Source organism: Pseudomonas idahonensis (genome assembly GCF_037903935.1).
In the GTDB taxonomy this organism is placed as follows: Bacteria; Pseudomonadota; Gammaproteobacteria; order Pseudomonadales; family Pseudomonadaceae; genus Aquipseudomonas; species Aquipseudomonas danubii.
In genome coordinates this window covers 965,340-980,338 of sequence record NZ_CP149586.1, presented here as the reverse complement: position 1 = coordinate 980,338, position 14,999 = coordinate 965,340, and the positions used below count along the sequence as shown (strand labels likewise).

At 60.0% G+C, this 14,999-nt stretch carries 12 protein-coding genes; 9 read left to right on the top strand and 3 right to left on the bottom strand.

The genetic code is table 11. The features are described from left to right. Nucleotides 1-22 precede the first annotated feature (22 nt). The 3 genes from WIN67_RS04375 to WIN67_RS04365 form a co-directional block, all read right to left on the bottom strand. Nucleotides 23-1,750, bottom strand: coding sequence for an ABC transporter ATP-binding protein/permease (locus WIN67_RS04375; RefSeq protein WP_110653057.1), 1,728 nt, complete (start codon nucleotides 1,748-1,750; stop codon nucleotides 23-25). 97 nt (nucleotides 1,751-1,847) lie between these two features. Further along, nucleotides 1,848-2,408, bottom strand: a complete 561-nt coding sequence (locus WIN67_RS04370; RefSeq protein WP_025132017.1) for a response regulator transcription factor — start codon at nucleotides 2,406-2,408, stop codon at nucleotides 1,848-1,850. Then, on the bottom strand, nucleotides 2,401-3,663 hold the full coding sequence (locus WIN67_RS04365; protein ID WP_102861127.1) for an ATP-binding protein: 1,263 nt from the start codon (nucleotides 3,661-3,663) through the stop codon (nucleotides 2,401-2,403). Before WIN67_RS04365 ends, WIN67_RS04370 begins: the two co-directional genes overlap by 8 nt. 239 nt (nucleotides 3,664-3,902) lie before the next feature. Between WIN67_RS04365 and WIN67_RS04360 the strand changes: the two genes are divergently transcribed. From WIN67_RS04360 to WIN67_RS04320, 9 genes are all read left to right on the top strand, one after another. Next, nucleotides 3,903-4,619 (top strand): SIMPL domain-containing protein, encoded by a 717-nt coding sequence (locus tag WIN67_RS04360; protein ID WP_273922208.1) that lies wholly within the window; start codon nucleotides 3,903-3,905, stop codon nucleotides 4,617-4,619. Between the two features lie 222 nt (nucleotides 4,620-4,841). Beyond that, nucleotides 4,842-5,405 carry a helix-turn-helix domain-containing protein gene (locus WIN67_RS04355; RefSeq protein WP_102878358.1) on the top strand — a complete coding sequence of 188 codons (564 nt, stop codon included), beginning with the start codon at nucleotides 4,842-4,844 and terminating at the stop codon, nucleotides 5,403-5,405. A 263-nt stretch (nucleotides 5,406-5,668) separates the two neighbouring features. Beyond that, complete coding sequence (locus tag WIN67_RS04350; RefSeq protein ID WP_213664732.1) at nucleotides 5,669-6,106, top strand: hypothetical protein; 438 nt, start codon at nucleotides 5,669-5,671, stop codon at nucleotides 6,104-6,106. Nucleotides 6,107-6,219: 113 nt separating this feature from the next. Continuing rightward, complete coding sequence (locus WIN67_RS04345; protein ID WP_273922207.1) at nucleotides 6,220-7,845, top strand: ABC transporter substrate-binding protein; 1,626 nt, start codon at nucleotides 6,220-6,222, stop codon at nucleotides 7,843-7,845. A gap of 307 nt (nucleotides 7,846-8,152) precedes the next feature. Next, nucleotides 8,153-9,739 (top strand): ABC transporter substrate-binding protein, encoded by a 1,587-nt coding sequence (locus WIN67_RS04340; RefSeq protein ID WP_102878355.1) that lies wholly within the window; start codon nucleotides 8,153-8,155, stop codon nucleotides 9,737-9,739. 166 nt (nucleotides 9,740-9,905) lie between these two features. Further along, nucleotides 9,906-11,312, top strand: coding sequence for an OprD family porin (locus WIN67_RS04335; RefSeq protein ID WP_110596009.1), 1,407 nt, complete (start codon nucleotides 9,906-9,908; stop codon nucleotides 11,310-11,312). Between the two features lie 78 nt (nucleotides 11,313-11,390). Continuing rightward, entirely contained in the window at nucleotides 11,391-12,986 is a 1,596-nt protein-coding gene (locus WIN67_RS04330) for an ABC transporter substrate-binding protein (protein WP_110596008.1), read from the top strand. 73 nt (nucleotides 12,987-13,059) lie between these two features. After that, entirely contained in the window at nucleotides 13,060-14,070 is a 1,011-nt protein-coding gene (locus WIN67_RS04325; protein ID WP_102861119.1) for an ABC transporter permease subunit, read from the top strand. An 11-nt stretch (nucleotides 14,071-14,081) separates the two neighbouring features. Next, nucleotides 14,082-14,993 carry an ABC transporter permease subunit gene (locus tag WIN67_RS04320; RefSeq protein WP_011059232.1) on the top strand — a complete coding sequence of 304 codons (912 nt, stop codon included), beginning with the start codon at nucleotides 14,082-14,084 and terminating at the stop codon, nucleotides 14,991-14,993. Nucleotides 14,994-14,999: the final 6 nt, after the last annotated feature.

Genomic DNA, 14,999 nt, shown 5'->3' with positions numbered 1-14,999 from the left:
GGCAAGGCTTACCTGGCCAGCGTCATACGGTCACCGTCTGTTCCAGCAAATGCCCCTGCTCAATGCGTACATGGCGGGGATGGAAGCGCTTGAGGCTACTGCGATGGCCGACGCTGACAATGCTCAGCCCCGGCAACTGATCGATCAACGCCTGGTACAGATTGGCTTCATCTTCTTCATCCATGGCCGAAGTCGCCTCATCCATGTACAGCCATTGCGGCGCATAGAGCAGCGCCCGGGCAAACGCCAGCCGCTGCTGCTCCCCCGGCGACAACATGCGCTGCCAGTGATTGCTCTCGTCCAGACGCGCCACCAGATGGGGCAGGCGGCAAGTTTCCAGGACCTGTGCATAACGCTCCTGGGGATAGCTGTCGCCCGACTGTGGATAACTCAAGGCTTCCCGCAGGCTGCCAATGGGCAGGTAGGGCTTCTGCGGCAGGAACAGGTAGCGCTGGTTCGGCAGCAAGATGCTCCCGTGCCCCGCCGGCCACAAGCGTCCCATGGCTCGCAACAGGGTGCTCTTGCCACTGCCGGAGCGACCACTGAGCATCAGTCGCTCGCCAGGATTCACGGTCATCTGGGCACCGGCCAGCAAATGACGGCCATCCGCCAGATCCAGACCCAGATCACGCACCTGCAATTGTTCGCCCTGGTGCTGCACGTCAATCGCCGGAGGACGCTCCTCGTTTTCACTCATGGCCTGGCGGAAGCTCAACAGACGGTCACAGGTGGCGCGCCAGGCAGCGAGGTCCGAATAAGCGCTGATAAACCAACTGAAGTTCTCCTGGACATTGCCGAACGCCGAGTTGATCTGCATCAGCTCTCCCAGCTCGATCTTGCCGGCGAAGTAACGCGGCGCGGCGACAATAAACGGGAAGATGATCGCGATCTGGCCATAACCGGCGGTGAAGAAGGTCAGGCGCTTGGAGACCTTCATGATGTCCCAGAAGTTGTGCCAGACCTTGCTGAAACGGCTGCTCAGACGCTGGTTCTCATTCTTCTCGCCGTCGTAAAGGGCAATGCTCTCGGCGTTCTCCCGGACTCGCACCATGGAGAAACGCAGGTCGGCTTCAAAACGTTGCTGTTGATTGTTCAGGCCGATCAAGCGACGCCCGATCAGGTGGGTCAGCCAACTGCCGACCACCGCATACACCAGGGCGCACCAGAACATATAGCCGGGAATGGTATAGCCCATGACCTCGATACTGCCGGATACACCCCAGAGGATGATGGAGAAGGACACCAGACTGACCACGTTGCGGATCAATCCCAGGCCCAGGGACAAGGTGTTGGTGGTGAAGCCGTTGAGGTCTTCGGAAATCCGCTGGTCGGGGTTGTCGGTGTAGCCGCCCTGCTCCAGCTGGTAGTAGTTCTTGTTGCCCAGCCAACGGGCAAAGTGTCTTTCGGTCAGCCAGGCGCGCCAACGGATGGTCAGCATCTGGGTCAGGTACAAGCGATACACCGCACCGAGAATGGCCACCGCGGCGATCCCGCAGAAATACAGGATCAGGCTCCAGAAAGCCGCCTCGTCCTTCTTCTGCAAGGCGTTGTAGAAGTCCTTGTACCAACTGTTGATCCATACCGAAATGGCGACACTGAACAGCGACAGGCCAATCACCGCGATCAGCAGCAGCCAGGCCTTGCCCTTCTCTTCACTACGCCAGTAAGGGGTAATCATGGCCCAGACCCGGCGAAAGAATTGACCGCGCACAGCATCGTTGACCGCGGAGTACTCAGCGTTCTGATTCATCGTTGTGGCTCGATAGGGAGAAGGACAAGCGTTGAGCCGATCTTAGTAGATCGGCTCGCTTTTTCACGGTGTCCAGCGACATTCATTCAGTCGCGGTTCAGCGACGCACGGGACGCTTCTGCAGTTTGCGCTGCAAGGTACGGCGATGCATGCCCAGGGCCCGGGCAGTGGCGGAGATATTACCTTCGTGTTCGGTCAGCACGCGCTGGATGTGCTCCCATTGCAGACGGTCCACGGACATCGGGTTTTCCGGCACCAGGGTGTCCAGGTCCGCATGTTCGGAGAGCAGAGCGGCCAGCACATCATCGGCATCCGCGGGTTTGCACAGGTAGTTGCAGGCACCGCGTTTGATGGCTTCCACCGCCGTGGCGATGCTCGAATAACCGGTGAGGATCAGGACGCGCATTTCCGGGTCCAGCTCCAGCAGCTTGGGCAGCAGCACCAGCCCGGAGTCGCCATCCATCTTCAGGTCCAGCGCGGCGTAGTCCGGCAGATCCTGCTGGGCGATGGTCAGGCCCTCTTCCGCGGAACCTGCGGTACTGACGCGAAAGCCCCGGCGGCTCATGGCGCGTGCCATTACCCGGGTAAAGGTGGCGTCATCATCCACCAGCAACAGATGCGGCAGTTCTTCGCCTTCGACTTGGATCTCTTCACTCATGGTCGTCTCCTCGGGCGGCACGGGGCAGGCGCAGCTCAGTGAGCGTTCCGCCTTCCTCATGACTGTAGAGTTTCACTGAGCCACCGGCGCGGGTCACGCTGGCCTTGCTCAAAAACAGGCCCAGGCCGAAGCCTTTGCCCTTGGTGGTAAAAAACGGTTTGCCGATCTGCTCGGCGATGGCCAAGGGTACTCCGGCGCCGTGGTCACGAATACTGATGGTGAGGTTTTCCGCATCCCAGTCCAGGCGCACTTCCAGACCTTCGGCACAGGCATCGGCTGCATTGTTCAACAGATTGAGCAAGGCCTGGGTCAAGTCCGGCGGCGGCGCCAGGCGCGGCACTGGTCCCTCTCCCAGCAGATGAAAGCGGTAGCTGGCCTCGGGACGCATCAGGTGCCAGCGATTCAAGGCTTCGTCCAGCCACTGGGTGACTTCCTGCATCTCCACCGCCATACGGCGATTGGCCTCGGCGGCGCGCACCAGTTGCTGCAGGGTTTCCTTGCACAACTTGACCTGGTCCTGGAGCACGCTGAGGTCGTCCTGCAACAGCGGATCGGGATGGTCCTGGCGCATCTCCTTGAGCAATACGCTCATGGTCGCCAGCGGCGTGCCCAACTCATGGGCGGCACCGGCGGCCTGGGTCGCCACGGCCAGCAATTGCTGATCGCGCAGGCCTTCTTCACGGCGGATCGCCCGCAACTCTTCCTGACGGCGCAACTCTTCGGCCATGCGTGCAGCGAAGAAGGTGATCACCGCGGCCGCCAGGGCAAAACTCAGCCACATGCCATAGACCTGCAGGTTTTCCCGGGCGATGGGGAAAGTCTGCAAGGGATAGAACCGCGCCAGCAACAAGGTGTAGAGGGTCAGGGCAATACCCGACAGCACCACCGAATAGCGCCAGGGCAAGGTCACGGCGGCGATCGTCAGGGGTACCAGATAATAGGAGACGAAGGGGTTGGTAGAGCCGCCGGAGAAATACAGCAGCACACTGTGGATAAACAGGTCACAAGCCAGTTGCAGGGCATATTCCAGCTCCGTCACCGGCCACGAGGTTCGCAAGCGGATGGCGGTGAAGGCACAGAGCACCATGGAAAACATCAAGGTGACGCCCAGTTGCAACCAGGGCAGTGGCAACAGTTCCAACCAATAGGCGAGCCCCACCGAACCGGCCTGAGCAGCCAGAACCAGGGTACGAATAAAGGTCAGGCGCCAGAGGTTCTGACGAGTGGCAGACAATAATTTTACGGGGGCGAGCATGAGCTCTCCTGATGAGCGCTCCAGGGCAATCGGCGGGAGTATAACCAAGCAGCCCCCGCCACAGGCAAAACTGCGGCAAAGCGTCACAGAAAAACAGTGGCAAGCTGCACGCTTTGAGCTACAAGCGTATTGGCTCTCAACATGCAGCTTGCGGCTTGAAACTTGCCGCAGCCCCACACTGTCTGAATGTTTCACGCAGGCTCTGAGCTGATCCTGCGGACCGCACTCAAGGAGTTTCCATGCAGCATTTCAGTCGCAGCCTCGCCCTTCTGGCCCTCAGCGCCGGCACCCTCTCCAGTCTGCCCGCCCTGGCCGCCGATGAATTGCACTACAACCAGATTTCCCTGCGTGCCGAAGTCAGCCAGGAAGTGGCACGGGACCTGATGATCGTGACTCTCTACAGCGAGTCGCAGAACAGCGACCCAGCCAAGCTTGCTGCAGAAATCACCAGCACCATGAACAAGGCCCTGGGTCAGGCCCGCCAGGTCAAGGATGTGACGCTGCGCCAGGGCAGCCGCAACAGCTACCCGATCTACGACGATAAAGGCCAGAAGATCACCGGCTGGCGTGAGCGCGCCGAACTGCGCCTGGAAAGCTCCGACTTCGCCGCCTTGTCCAAGCTCACCGGCGAACTGCTGGGCGACCTGAAAATGGCTGGCATGGACTTCGCCATCGCCGACCCGACCCGCAAGGCCAGCGAAGATGCCCTGCTCAAGGACGCGGTCAAGGCGTTCAAGGCCCGTGCTCAACTGGCCACCGAAGCCCTGGGTGGCAAGGGCTACAAAATCGTCAACCTGAACCTCAACAGCAACGGTTATCCACAGCCCTACCTGCGTGCGCCAATGATGATGAAGGCCGCCAGCATGGATTCGGCGCCCGTGACTCCGGAAGTCGAGGCTGGCACCAGCCAGGTCAGCATGACCGCCGACGGCGCCATCGAAGTGCTGATGCCGTAAACCTCTCCCAGCGTCCCCCAACGGCGGTAACCTCCAGCGCAAACCGAGGTCACCGCCGTTTTTCGTGACCAGGCATTTCAACCGGCACCCGACGAACTCGGCTCAGGGTAGGTGCGTTCGGCCACCAGGGTGATGCTAAAGTTACGCACCTCGGTATTGCGCCTGCCAGGCGTCATGGGTGTGTGCCGGGTATACTGCTTCTTTCCTATAAGAGTCTCTCTAATGACCGCAGATCGCATCGGCGAACGCCTGCGCCGCTATCGCCGCGCCGCCAAGAAAACCCTGCGCCAAATTGCCAGTGAATCCGGCCTGACCGCCAGTTTCCTCTCCCAAGCGGAACGCAATCTCACCGGTGTATCGATCTCGTCTCTGGTCAACATTGCCAAGTCGCTGAACGTTCCGCTGAACGCTCTGTTCGACCAGCCGACCCAGGCGCAACCCGACTCCCACGACGGCAAGCGCGTGCGCTACACCATCGAAGGTCAGCCACTGGCCTACGAACGGCTGTCCAGCTCCTTTCCCGGCAACCTGATCAACGCGGTGAAAATGAACATCCCGGTGGGCTATCAGTCGGAACTGATCTCCCACGATGGCTCTGAGTTTTCCTACGTTCTTTCGGGACAGATCGTCTACACCATCGAAGGTCAGCAATATCCACTTGGTGCCGGCGACTCGGTGCACTTCGACTCGACCAAGACCCACTGCCTGGCCAATGTCGGCAACGGCCCGGCGGAAGTCCTGACGGTCACGACCATGGGCCTGTTCGACGACCATTCGGCGGCGTAAGCCCCACCCGCAGTCGCCTGCCGAACCTTACAGAGGTACCTGTGCGCAAGAGAAATGTTAGTCAGGCTTAATTTTCGTTGACCACGATTTCAGCATGACTTAATTTCGGCATCGGCGAATTGACAAACAACAACACAACAAGTGATCGCCATCGCCGCACAGGGTCCATGGGGCTGCATTCACGCCCCATAGAAAGGCGAGTTACCGCGGCCCACAAGGCCAATCCTCAGATATGCCCTAGAAAAAGAAAAAATGAGGTTTGCATGCGTAAGACCTTTCCGCTTCAGGTTTGGCAGACAGCGGGGCTGATCCTCGACACGCCACTGTCACGCGCCACCAGCAACCTCCACAGTGACAACTTCACTGCGAGCCGCGACTTCAACACCGCCGACGATGCGCTGTCCATTCGCCATCGCCTGCAAGGTCCCGGGCAACCGTCTCCAACGGCCTCCCCCACACCGTCGTTCTACGCCATCCGGTCAACCGGATGCGTCGAAGATTTGCGCCTGCCTGAAAAGGTCTGGCGGCTCAAGCACAAGCCGGTCGGCACCCGTTCCATTGATGCACCAAGCGGGGGCGCGAACAGCCCTGTTTGCCCAATAGAAAAGCAATGCATGCACCAGAAAAGACCTGCGCAAACGGTCAAATGCGTCAATATTTATACAAATGCGTCATTCGTGTACGTTCGTTCCACTCTTTGAGACTTGTGTCGGCCCTGCATCTTGCAATGGGTATGAGGGCTGCATAAGTATCGGCGGGTCGACTCACAAGGTCGCCCTCTACTCCAAAAATGACAACAAATCATGAGGCCACCATGTTCAAAAAAGCAGTCCTTCCGTTTTTAGTCAGTGCCGGCTTGCTGGCCAGCACCCCCTTCGCCCACGCGGCGACTAACCTGGTGTTCTGCTCTGAAGGGAGCCCGGCCGGTTTCGACCCTGGCCAGTACACCACCGGAACCGACTTCGACGCCTCAGCCGAAACCCTCTACAACCGCCTCAGCCAGTTCGAACGTGGCGGCACCGCAGTCATTCCGGGCCTGGCCACCAGTTGGGACATCTCGGACGACGGTCTGACCTACACCTTCCACCTGCGCGAAGGGGTCAAGTTCCACACCACGCCGTACTTCACCCCGACCCGTACCTTCAACGCCGACGACGTGCTGTTCACCTTCAACCGCATGATCGACAAGGACATGCCGTTCCGTAAGGCATACCCGACCGAATTCCCGTATTTCACCGACATGGGGATGGACACCAACATCACCAAGGTCGAGAAAGTCGACGACAAGACCGTCAAGTTCACCCTGAAAACCGTTGATGCCGCATTCATCCAGAACCTGGCCATGAGCTTTGCCTCCATCCAGTCCGCCGAGTACGCCGACAAGCTGCTCAAGGAAGGCAAGACCAGCGATATCAACCAGAGGCCGATCGGCACAGGTCCCTTCGTTTTCAAGAGCTACCAGAAAGACTCCAACATCCGCTACACCGGCAACAAGGACTACTGGAAACCTGAAGACGTGAAGATCGACAACCTGATCTTCGCCATCACCACCGACCCATCGGTGCGCATCCAGAAGCTGAAGAAGAACGAATGCCAGATCACCCTCTTCCCGCGCCCGGCCGACCTCAAGGCGCTCAAGGAAGACAAGACCCTGAAGATGCCTGAACAGGCAGGCTTCAACCTGGGCTACATCGCCTACAACGTGATGCCGGTGCTCAAGGGCCGCACCGACGCCAACCCGCTGGCTGACCTCAAGGTTCGCCAGGCACTGGACATGGCCGTCAACAAGCCGCAGATCATCGACTCGGTCTACCAGGGCGCCGGCCAACTGGCGGTCAACGCCATGCCGCCGACCCAATGGTCCTACGACACCAGCATCAAGGACGCCAAGTACGATCCCGAGAAAGCCAAGCAGTTGCTCAAGGAAGCGGGCATCAAGGAAGGCACCCAGATCACCCTCTGGGCCATGCCGGTACAGCGTCCGTACAACCCGAACGCCAAACTGATGGCCGAGATGCTGCAGTCCGACTGGGCCAAGATCGGTCTCAAGGTCAACATCGTCAGCTACGAGTGGGGCGAGTACATCAAGCGCTCCAAAGGCGGCGAGAACCAGGCGATGATCATCGGCTGGAGCGGCGACAATGGTGACCCCGACAACTGGCTCGGCACCCTGTTCGGTTGCGATGCAATGAACGGCAACAACTTCTCGAAATGGTGCGACAAGCCTTATGACGCCCTGATCAAGCAAGCCAAGGCAACGTCGGATGTGGCCAAACGCACCGAGCTGTACAAGCAGGCGCAACACATCCTCAAAGATGCCGTTCCGATGACACCTATCGCTCACTCGACGGTGTTCCAACCCATGCGCGCCAACGTGCAGGATTTCAAGATCAGCCCCTTTGGCTTGAACTCCTTCTACGGCGTAGGCATCGGCAAATAAGGTTCTGCAACGGCGACGTCCCTGGCGTCGCCGTTGTTTTACCGCCCCCCCTGAAAGCGTCCGGCCCTGGGGTCGAGATTGCGTCCTTTTGGACGTGATCTTTCGAATTTAGAGCCGATTCCTACAAGCCTTTCAGGTACAGCGCATATACGACCCAGCCTTCGGCTCCTAACGTCGAGGCATGGCAAAACTGCGTCTATCGGTGGGCATTTGCTGCAGCCATGGTTGGGCATCAATGGCCTGTACAGGCTCCAGGAAGGAGCCAGGGTCCATTGATCATCACAACAAAAAATGGAGATGGACCGTCATGCGTCATTCGTTGATTTTCTCGGCCCTGCTGGCCACCAGTTCGATCTGCAGCGCTGCCGACCGCAGCCTGGTGTTCTGTTCCGAAGGCAGCCCCGCAGGCTTTGACACCGCGCAGTACACCACCGCCACCGACAACGATGCCGCCGAGCCGTTGTACAACCGCCTCGTGGAGTTCGAAAAAGGCGCAACCAACGTACTGCCGGCCCTGGCCAAGAGCTGGGATATTTCCGAGGACGGCCTCAAGTACAGCTTTCACCTGCGTGAAGGGGTGAAGTTCCACAGCACTCCCTACTTCAAGCCCAGCCGTGACCTCAACGCCGACGACGTGCTGTTCACCTTCAATCGCATGCTCGACGCCGAACATCCGTTCCGTAAGGCCTATCCGACGGAGTTTCCCTACTTCAACGGCATGAGCCTGAACAAGAACATCGCCAAGGTCGAAAAAACCGCCCCCATGACCGTGGTCATGACCCTCAACACCGTGGACGCGGCGTTCATCCAGAACCTGGCCATGAGCTTTGCCGCGATCCTCTCCGCCGAATACGCCGAGCAACTGCTCAAGGCCGGCACGCCCAGCCAGATCAACCAGCAACCCATCGGCACCGGACCTTTCGTGTTCCAGCGCTACCAGAAAGACTCGCAGATCCGCTACGCCGCCAACCCGCATTACTGGGACCCGAGCCGGGTCAAGCTCGACAGGCTGATCTTCGCCATCAACACCGATGCCTCGGTACGCGTGCAGAAGCTGCGCGCCGGCGAATGCCAGGTGACCCTGCACCCGCGTCCCGCCGACATCGATGCCCTGAAAAACGACCCGAAACTGCAAGTCATCGAGAAGCCCGGCTTCAACCTCGGCTACATCGCCTACAACGTGCAACACAAACCCTTCGACCGCCTCGAAGTGCGCCAAGCACTGGACATGGCGGTGAACAAGCAGAGCATCCTCAATGCCGTGTACCAGGGCGCCGGCCAGTTGGCGGTGAACGCCATGCCGCCCACCCAGTGGTCCTACGACGAGACGATCAAGGACGCTGCCTACAACCCGGAAAAGGCCCGCGAGTTGCTCAAGGCTGCCGGGGTCAAGGAAGGCACGGAAATCACCCTCTGGGCCATGCCCGTGCAACGCCCCTACAACCCCAACGCCAAGCTGATGGCCGAAATGCTCCAGTCCGACTGGGCGAAGATCGGCCTCAAGGTGAAGATCGTCAGCTACGAATGGGGCGAATACATCAAGCGCACCAAAAACGGCGAACACGACATCAGCCTGATCGGCTGGACCGGAGACAACGGTGACCCGGACAACTGGCTCGGCACCCTGTACAGCTGTGACGCCATCGGCGGCAACAACTACTCCATGTGGTGCGACCCGCAATACGACCAGTTGATCAAGCAAGCCAAGGTCGTCACCGACCGTGAACAGCGCACCGAGCTCTATAAGCAGGCCCAGCAGTTGCTCAAGCAGCAAGTGCCGATCACGCCTGTGGCCCACTCGACGATCAACCAGCCGTTGAGTGCGAAAGTCGAGGGCTTCAAGGTCAGTCCCTTCGGCCGCAACTCCTTCTCAGGTGTCAGCCTGACCCCATAACCGATGAGCCAGAACCCTGAGGGCGACTCTCGCCCTCACGCAGGCGCTTTGCCTGAATTCGGCGATTGAGCCGCGTGCAAACGTTTGCGATGCCATGAATGAGTTCCAAAAACCAGCCGGCCCAAAAAAACCGGCATCTAAAAAAGAAAACAAAGGAGCTTCACCCATGAAACTGAGCAGCAGCGCATTGTTAGCCTTGGCTATCAGTAGCATCACCGCCACGGCCTATGCGGAGAACGTCAGCCAGGACTTCGTCCCGACTGTACAGAACAGCACCAATGCCCAGGCGGAGGCCAAAGGCTTCATCGAAGGGCAAAGCCTGTCGGGTACCACCCGCAACTGGTACGCCAACGAACTGAAACGTCGCAATGACCGTTTTTCGTACCAACACAATGGTGTAGATACCTCGACCCCACGCCGCATCAACTGGGTCCAGGGCACCATTCTCAACTACAGCTCCGGCTTCACCGAAGGCACCGTGGGCGTCAGCACCGAAGTCGCGGCCTACAACGCCATTGCCCTGGATCGTGACCGCAAGCACATCGCCGGCAAGAACAACCGCACCCTGACCCATTCCGACGGCGATGCCGTGGGCCAGTGGAGCAAGCTGGGCCTGGCCAACGTCAAATTCCGCGTGTCCAACACCACCCTGACCGCCGGCCGGCAGAACTTCAGCACGCCAATCGTCGATGTCATCGGCAACCGTGCACTGCCTTCGAGCTTTGAAGGGGTGAGCATCCACAGCGAAGAGTTCAACAACCTGTCGTTCGATGCCGGCACCTTCGACCGGGTATCGCCACGGACCGAACAGAGCCTGTCGAAATTCCGCTCCGAGTACACCAGCAACACCGCCGAGACCGACCGCGTGAGCATCGTCGGCCTCAACTACCAGCCGCTGAAAAGCCTGAAGACCAGCCTCTACGCCTCCAAGGTGGAAGACTTCTGGAACCAGTACTACTTCGGCGCCACCCACGAGCTGGGCGACAGCTCGGTGCTGAGCCTGACCACCGGCCTGAACTACTACAAGACTGTCGACACCGGCAAGAAAGACATGGGCAATATCGACAACGATACCTACTCCCTGTCTCTCGGCCTGACCCACCAGGCCCATAGCCTGACCTTCTCTTACCAGGAAGTCAGCGGCAACGAATACTTCGACTACCTGCACGAAACCAACGGCATCTACCTGGCCAACTCCCTGCTCTCGGACTTCAACGGCCCGAACGAGAAATCCTTCCAGATCGCCTACGGTCTGAACATGGCCGAATACGGCGTGCCCGGCCTGAAGTTCAACATCTACCAGGCCCGTGGCTGGGGCATCGACGGCACCCATTACAACGGCAGTGCCTACGGCGGCATCAACTCGGAAGGCAAACTCTATGGCGTACGCACCATGGACGGCGAACACCACTACGAATACGGCATCGGTGCTTCCTACGCCGTGCAGAGCGGCCCGCTGAAAGCCACGGCGATCCGCGCCACCTACACCACTCACCGCGCGAGCGAGAACCAGGCCGACGGCAACATCAATGAATTCCGTCTGGTCACCACCATCCCGTTCAATATTCTCTAACCCACCAGTTGAAGGGCGGACTCATGACGAATCCGCCATTCAAGCTAATCTGGTTCAATTGATTGCAGAGGGTTCTTGATGAAAATGCTTCCCCTGAGAGCGGCCATGGGCGCCGCACTGCTGAGCGTCGCCATGGGCGTCGCAGCCAAACCCTTGGTGGTCTGTACCGAAGCCAGCCCGGAAGGCTTCGATATGGTCCAGTACACGACTGCAGTCACTGCCGATGCGGTGGCGGAAACCATCTTCAACCGCCTGGTGGACTTCAAGCCCGGCACCACGGACATCCAGCCCGCCCTGGCGGAGTCCTGGGAGATCAGCCCGGACGGCCTGCAATACACTTTCCACCTGCGCAAAGGCGTCAAGTTCCACACCACCGACTACTTCACCCCAACCCGCGACATGAACGCCGACGACGTGCTCTGGAGCTTCCAGCGTCAACTGGACCCGAAGCATCCCTGGCATGACAAATCCAGCGTCGGCTTCCCCTATTTCGAAAGCATGGGTTTCAAGGAACTGCTCAAAAGTGTCGAGAAGACTGACGACCACACCGTGGTCTTCACCCTGACCCGCCGCGAGGCACCGTTCCTGGCCGACATCGCCATGGCCTTCTCTTCCATTTTCCCGGCGGAATACGCCGACAAGCTGCTCAAGGAAGGCAAGACAGCCGACCTCAACAGCAAGCCCATCGGCACCGGCCCGTTCATTTTCACGCGTTACGCCAAGGACGCCCAGGTCCGCTTCAAGGCCAACCCGGACTACTTCCGGGGCAAGGCACCGGCGGACCCGCTGGTGCTGGCAATTACCACCGATAACAACGTTCGCCTGCAGAAGCTCAAGGCCAACGAATGCCAGATCGCCCTGTACCCCAAGCCCGATGACATCCCCAGCATCAAGGCCGACGCCAACCTCAAGGTCGACGAGCTGGCCGCCATGACCACCGGCTACATCGCCATGAACACCACGCGCAAATACATGAGCGACGTGCGGGTACGCAAAGCCATCGACATCGCCTTCGACAAAGAAGCCTACGTCAACAGCCTCTACGGCAAAGGCAACGCCCTGGTGGGTACCGGCCCTTATCCTCCGACCTTGCTGGGCTTCAACACCAGCCTGCAGAACCCGGCCCGGGACCTGGACAAGGCCCGTGCACTGCTCAAGGAAGCTGGCGTGCCGGATGGCACGGTCATCACCCTGTTCACCCGCAATGGCGGTGGCCCAACCAACCCCAACCCTTTGCTGGGGGCCCAGATGATGCAGGCTGACCTGGCCAAGATCGGCCTCAAGCTCGAGATCCGCGTCATGGAGTGGGGCGAGATGCTCAAGCGTGCGAAAAACGGCGAACACGATATGGTGTCGGCCGGCTGGGCAGGTGACAACGGCGATCCGGACAACTTCCTGACCCCGAACCTGAGTTGTGACGCCGCCAAGAACGGCGAAAACTACGCCCGCTGGTGCAACAAGGAGTTCCAGGACCTGATCGACCAGGCCCGTTCCGACGCTGAACCTGCCAAACGCGCAGAGCTCTATGAAAAGGCGTTGCTGATATTCCAACAGGATCAACCGTGGATTCCCATGGCCTATCCGAAGATGTTCACCGCCATGCGCAAGAACGTCGAGGGTTACCACCAGAGCCCCCTGACCACCAACAACTTCGCGACCACCCAAGTGAAGTGATAAGAAACGCCCGCCGCCCTTGACCCCAAGGGCGGCGGGAACGCCTAACCGGCTGATTGAGGTACTTCAGAAGATGTTTAGTTTTATTGCCCGCCGTGTGGGGTTGTTGATCCCCACATTCTTCGGCATCACCTTGCTGACCTTCGCCTTGATACGCATGATTCCCGGCGACCCCGTGGAAGTCATGATGGGCGAACGTCGGGTCGACCCCGAGATGCATGCCCAGGCAATGGAACGCCTTGGATTGAACAAACCGCTGTATGCCCAATACCTGGACTACATCGGCAAGCTCGCCCACGGTGACCTGGGCGAATCCCTGCGCACCCGCACCAGTGTGTGGAGCGAATTCACTTCGCTGTTCCCCGCGACCCTGGAACTGTCCATGGCCGCCCTGCTGTTCGCCGGCATCCTCGGGCTGCTGGCCGGGGTGATCGCCGCCCTGAAGCGAGGCTCCCTGTTCGACCATGGGGTCATGGGCATCTCGCTGGCGGGTTACTCGATGCCGATCTTCTGGTGGGGCCTGATCCTGATCATGTTCTTCTCGGTGAGCCTGGGCTGGACCCCGGTGTCCGGACGCATCGACCTGCTCTACGACATCGAGCCCAAGACCGGCTTCATGCTCATCGACACCCTGCTGGCCAAAGACACCGACGCCTTCTTCGACGCCCTGCATCACCTGATCCTGCCGGCCATCGTGCTCGGCACCATTCCCCTGGCGGTGATCGCGCGGATGACTCGCTCCTCGATGCTCGAAGTGCTCCGTGAAGACTACATCCGCACCGCCAAGGCCAAGGGCCTGTCGCCGGCCCGGGTGGTATTCGTCCACGGCCTGCGCAACGCACTGATTCCGGTACTCACGGTGGTCGGCCTGCAAGTCGGCACCCTGCTGGCCGGCGCCGTGCTGACCGAAACCATCTTCTCCTGGCCGGGAATCGGCAAGTGGCTGATCGAAGCCATCGGCGCCCGGGACTATCCCGTGGTGCAGAACGGCATCCTGCTGATCGCCTGCCTGGTGATCATGGTCAACTTCGTGGTGGACATCCTCTACGGCTTTGCCAACCCACGCATCCGTCACCAGCGCTGAGATCAAGACTAATGAGCACTCCAACTTCCTCAGTAGCAGTCGATCAAAGCCTGCTCTATCCGTCCGTTTACAAAGAATTCTGGCAGCACTTCTCCCGCAACAAGGGGGCGGTGGCTGGCCTGCTGTTCATGCTGCTGATCGTGTTCTGCGCGCTGTTCGCCCCTTGGGTGGCGCCGCACAACCCCAGCGAGCAGTACCGCGACTTCCTGCTGACGCCGCCGGCCTGGCTCGAAGGCGGGCAGATGCAGTTCCTGCTGGGCACCGACGAACTGGGCCGCGACCTGCTGTCGCGACTGATCCAGGGTTCGCGGCTGTCGTTGCTGATCGGTTTGTCATCGGTGGTGATGTCGCTGATCCCGGGCATCCTCCTGGGGCTGTTCGCCGGTTTCTTCCCGCGCTTGCTGGGCCCGACCATCATGCGTTTGATGGACATCATGCTGGCCCTGCCTTCGCTGCTGCTGGCCGTAGCCATCGTCGCCATCCTCGGCCCAGGCCTGATCAACACCGTGATCGCCATTGCCGTGGTGTCCCTGCCGTCCTATGTGCGCCTGACCCGTGCCGCGGTGATGGGCGAACTGAACCGCGACTACGTGACCGCCGCGCGCCTGGCCGGTGCCGGCCTGCCGCGCCTGATGTTCATCACCGTGCTGCCCAATTGCATGGCGCCACTGATCGTCCAGGCCACCTTGAGCTTCTCCTCGGCGATCCTCGACGCCGCCGCCCTGGGCTTCCTCGGCCTGGGTGTGCAACCGCCGACTCCAGAGTGGGGCACCATGCTGGCCTCGGCCCGGGACTACATCGAACGCGCCTGGTGGGTCGTGAGCCTGCCGGGTCTGACCATTTTGCTCAGCGTGCTGGCAATCAACCTGATGGGCGACGGCCTGCGCGATGCGCTGGACCCGAAACTCAAGAACGCCGCCTGAGGAGAT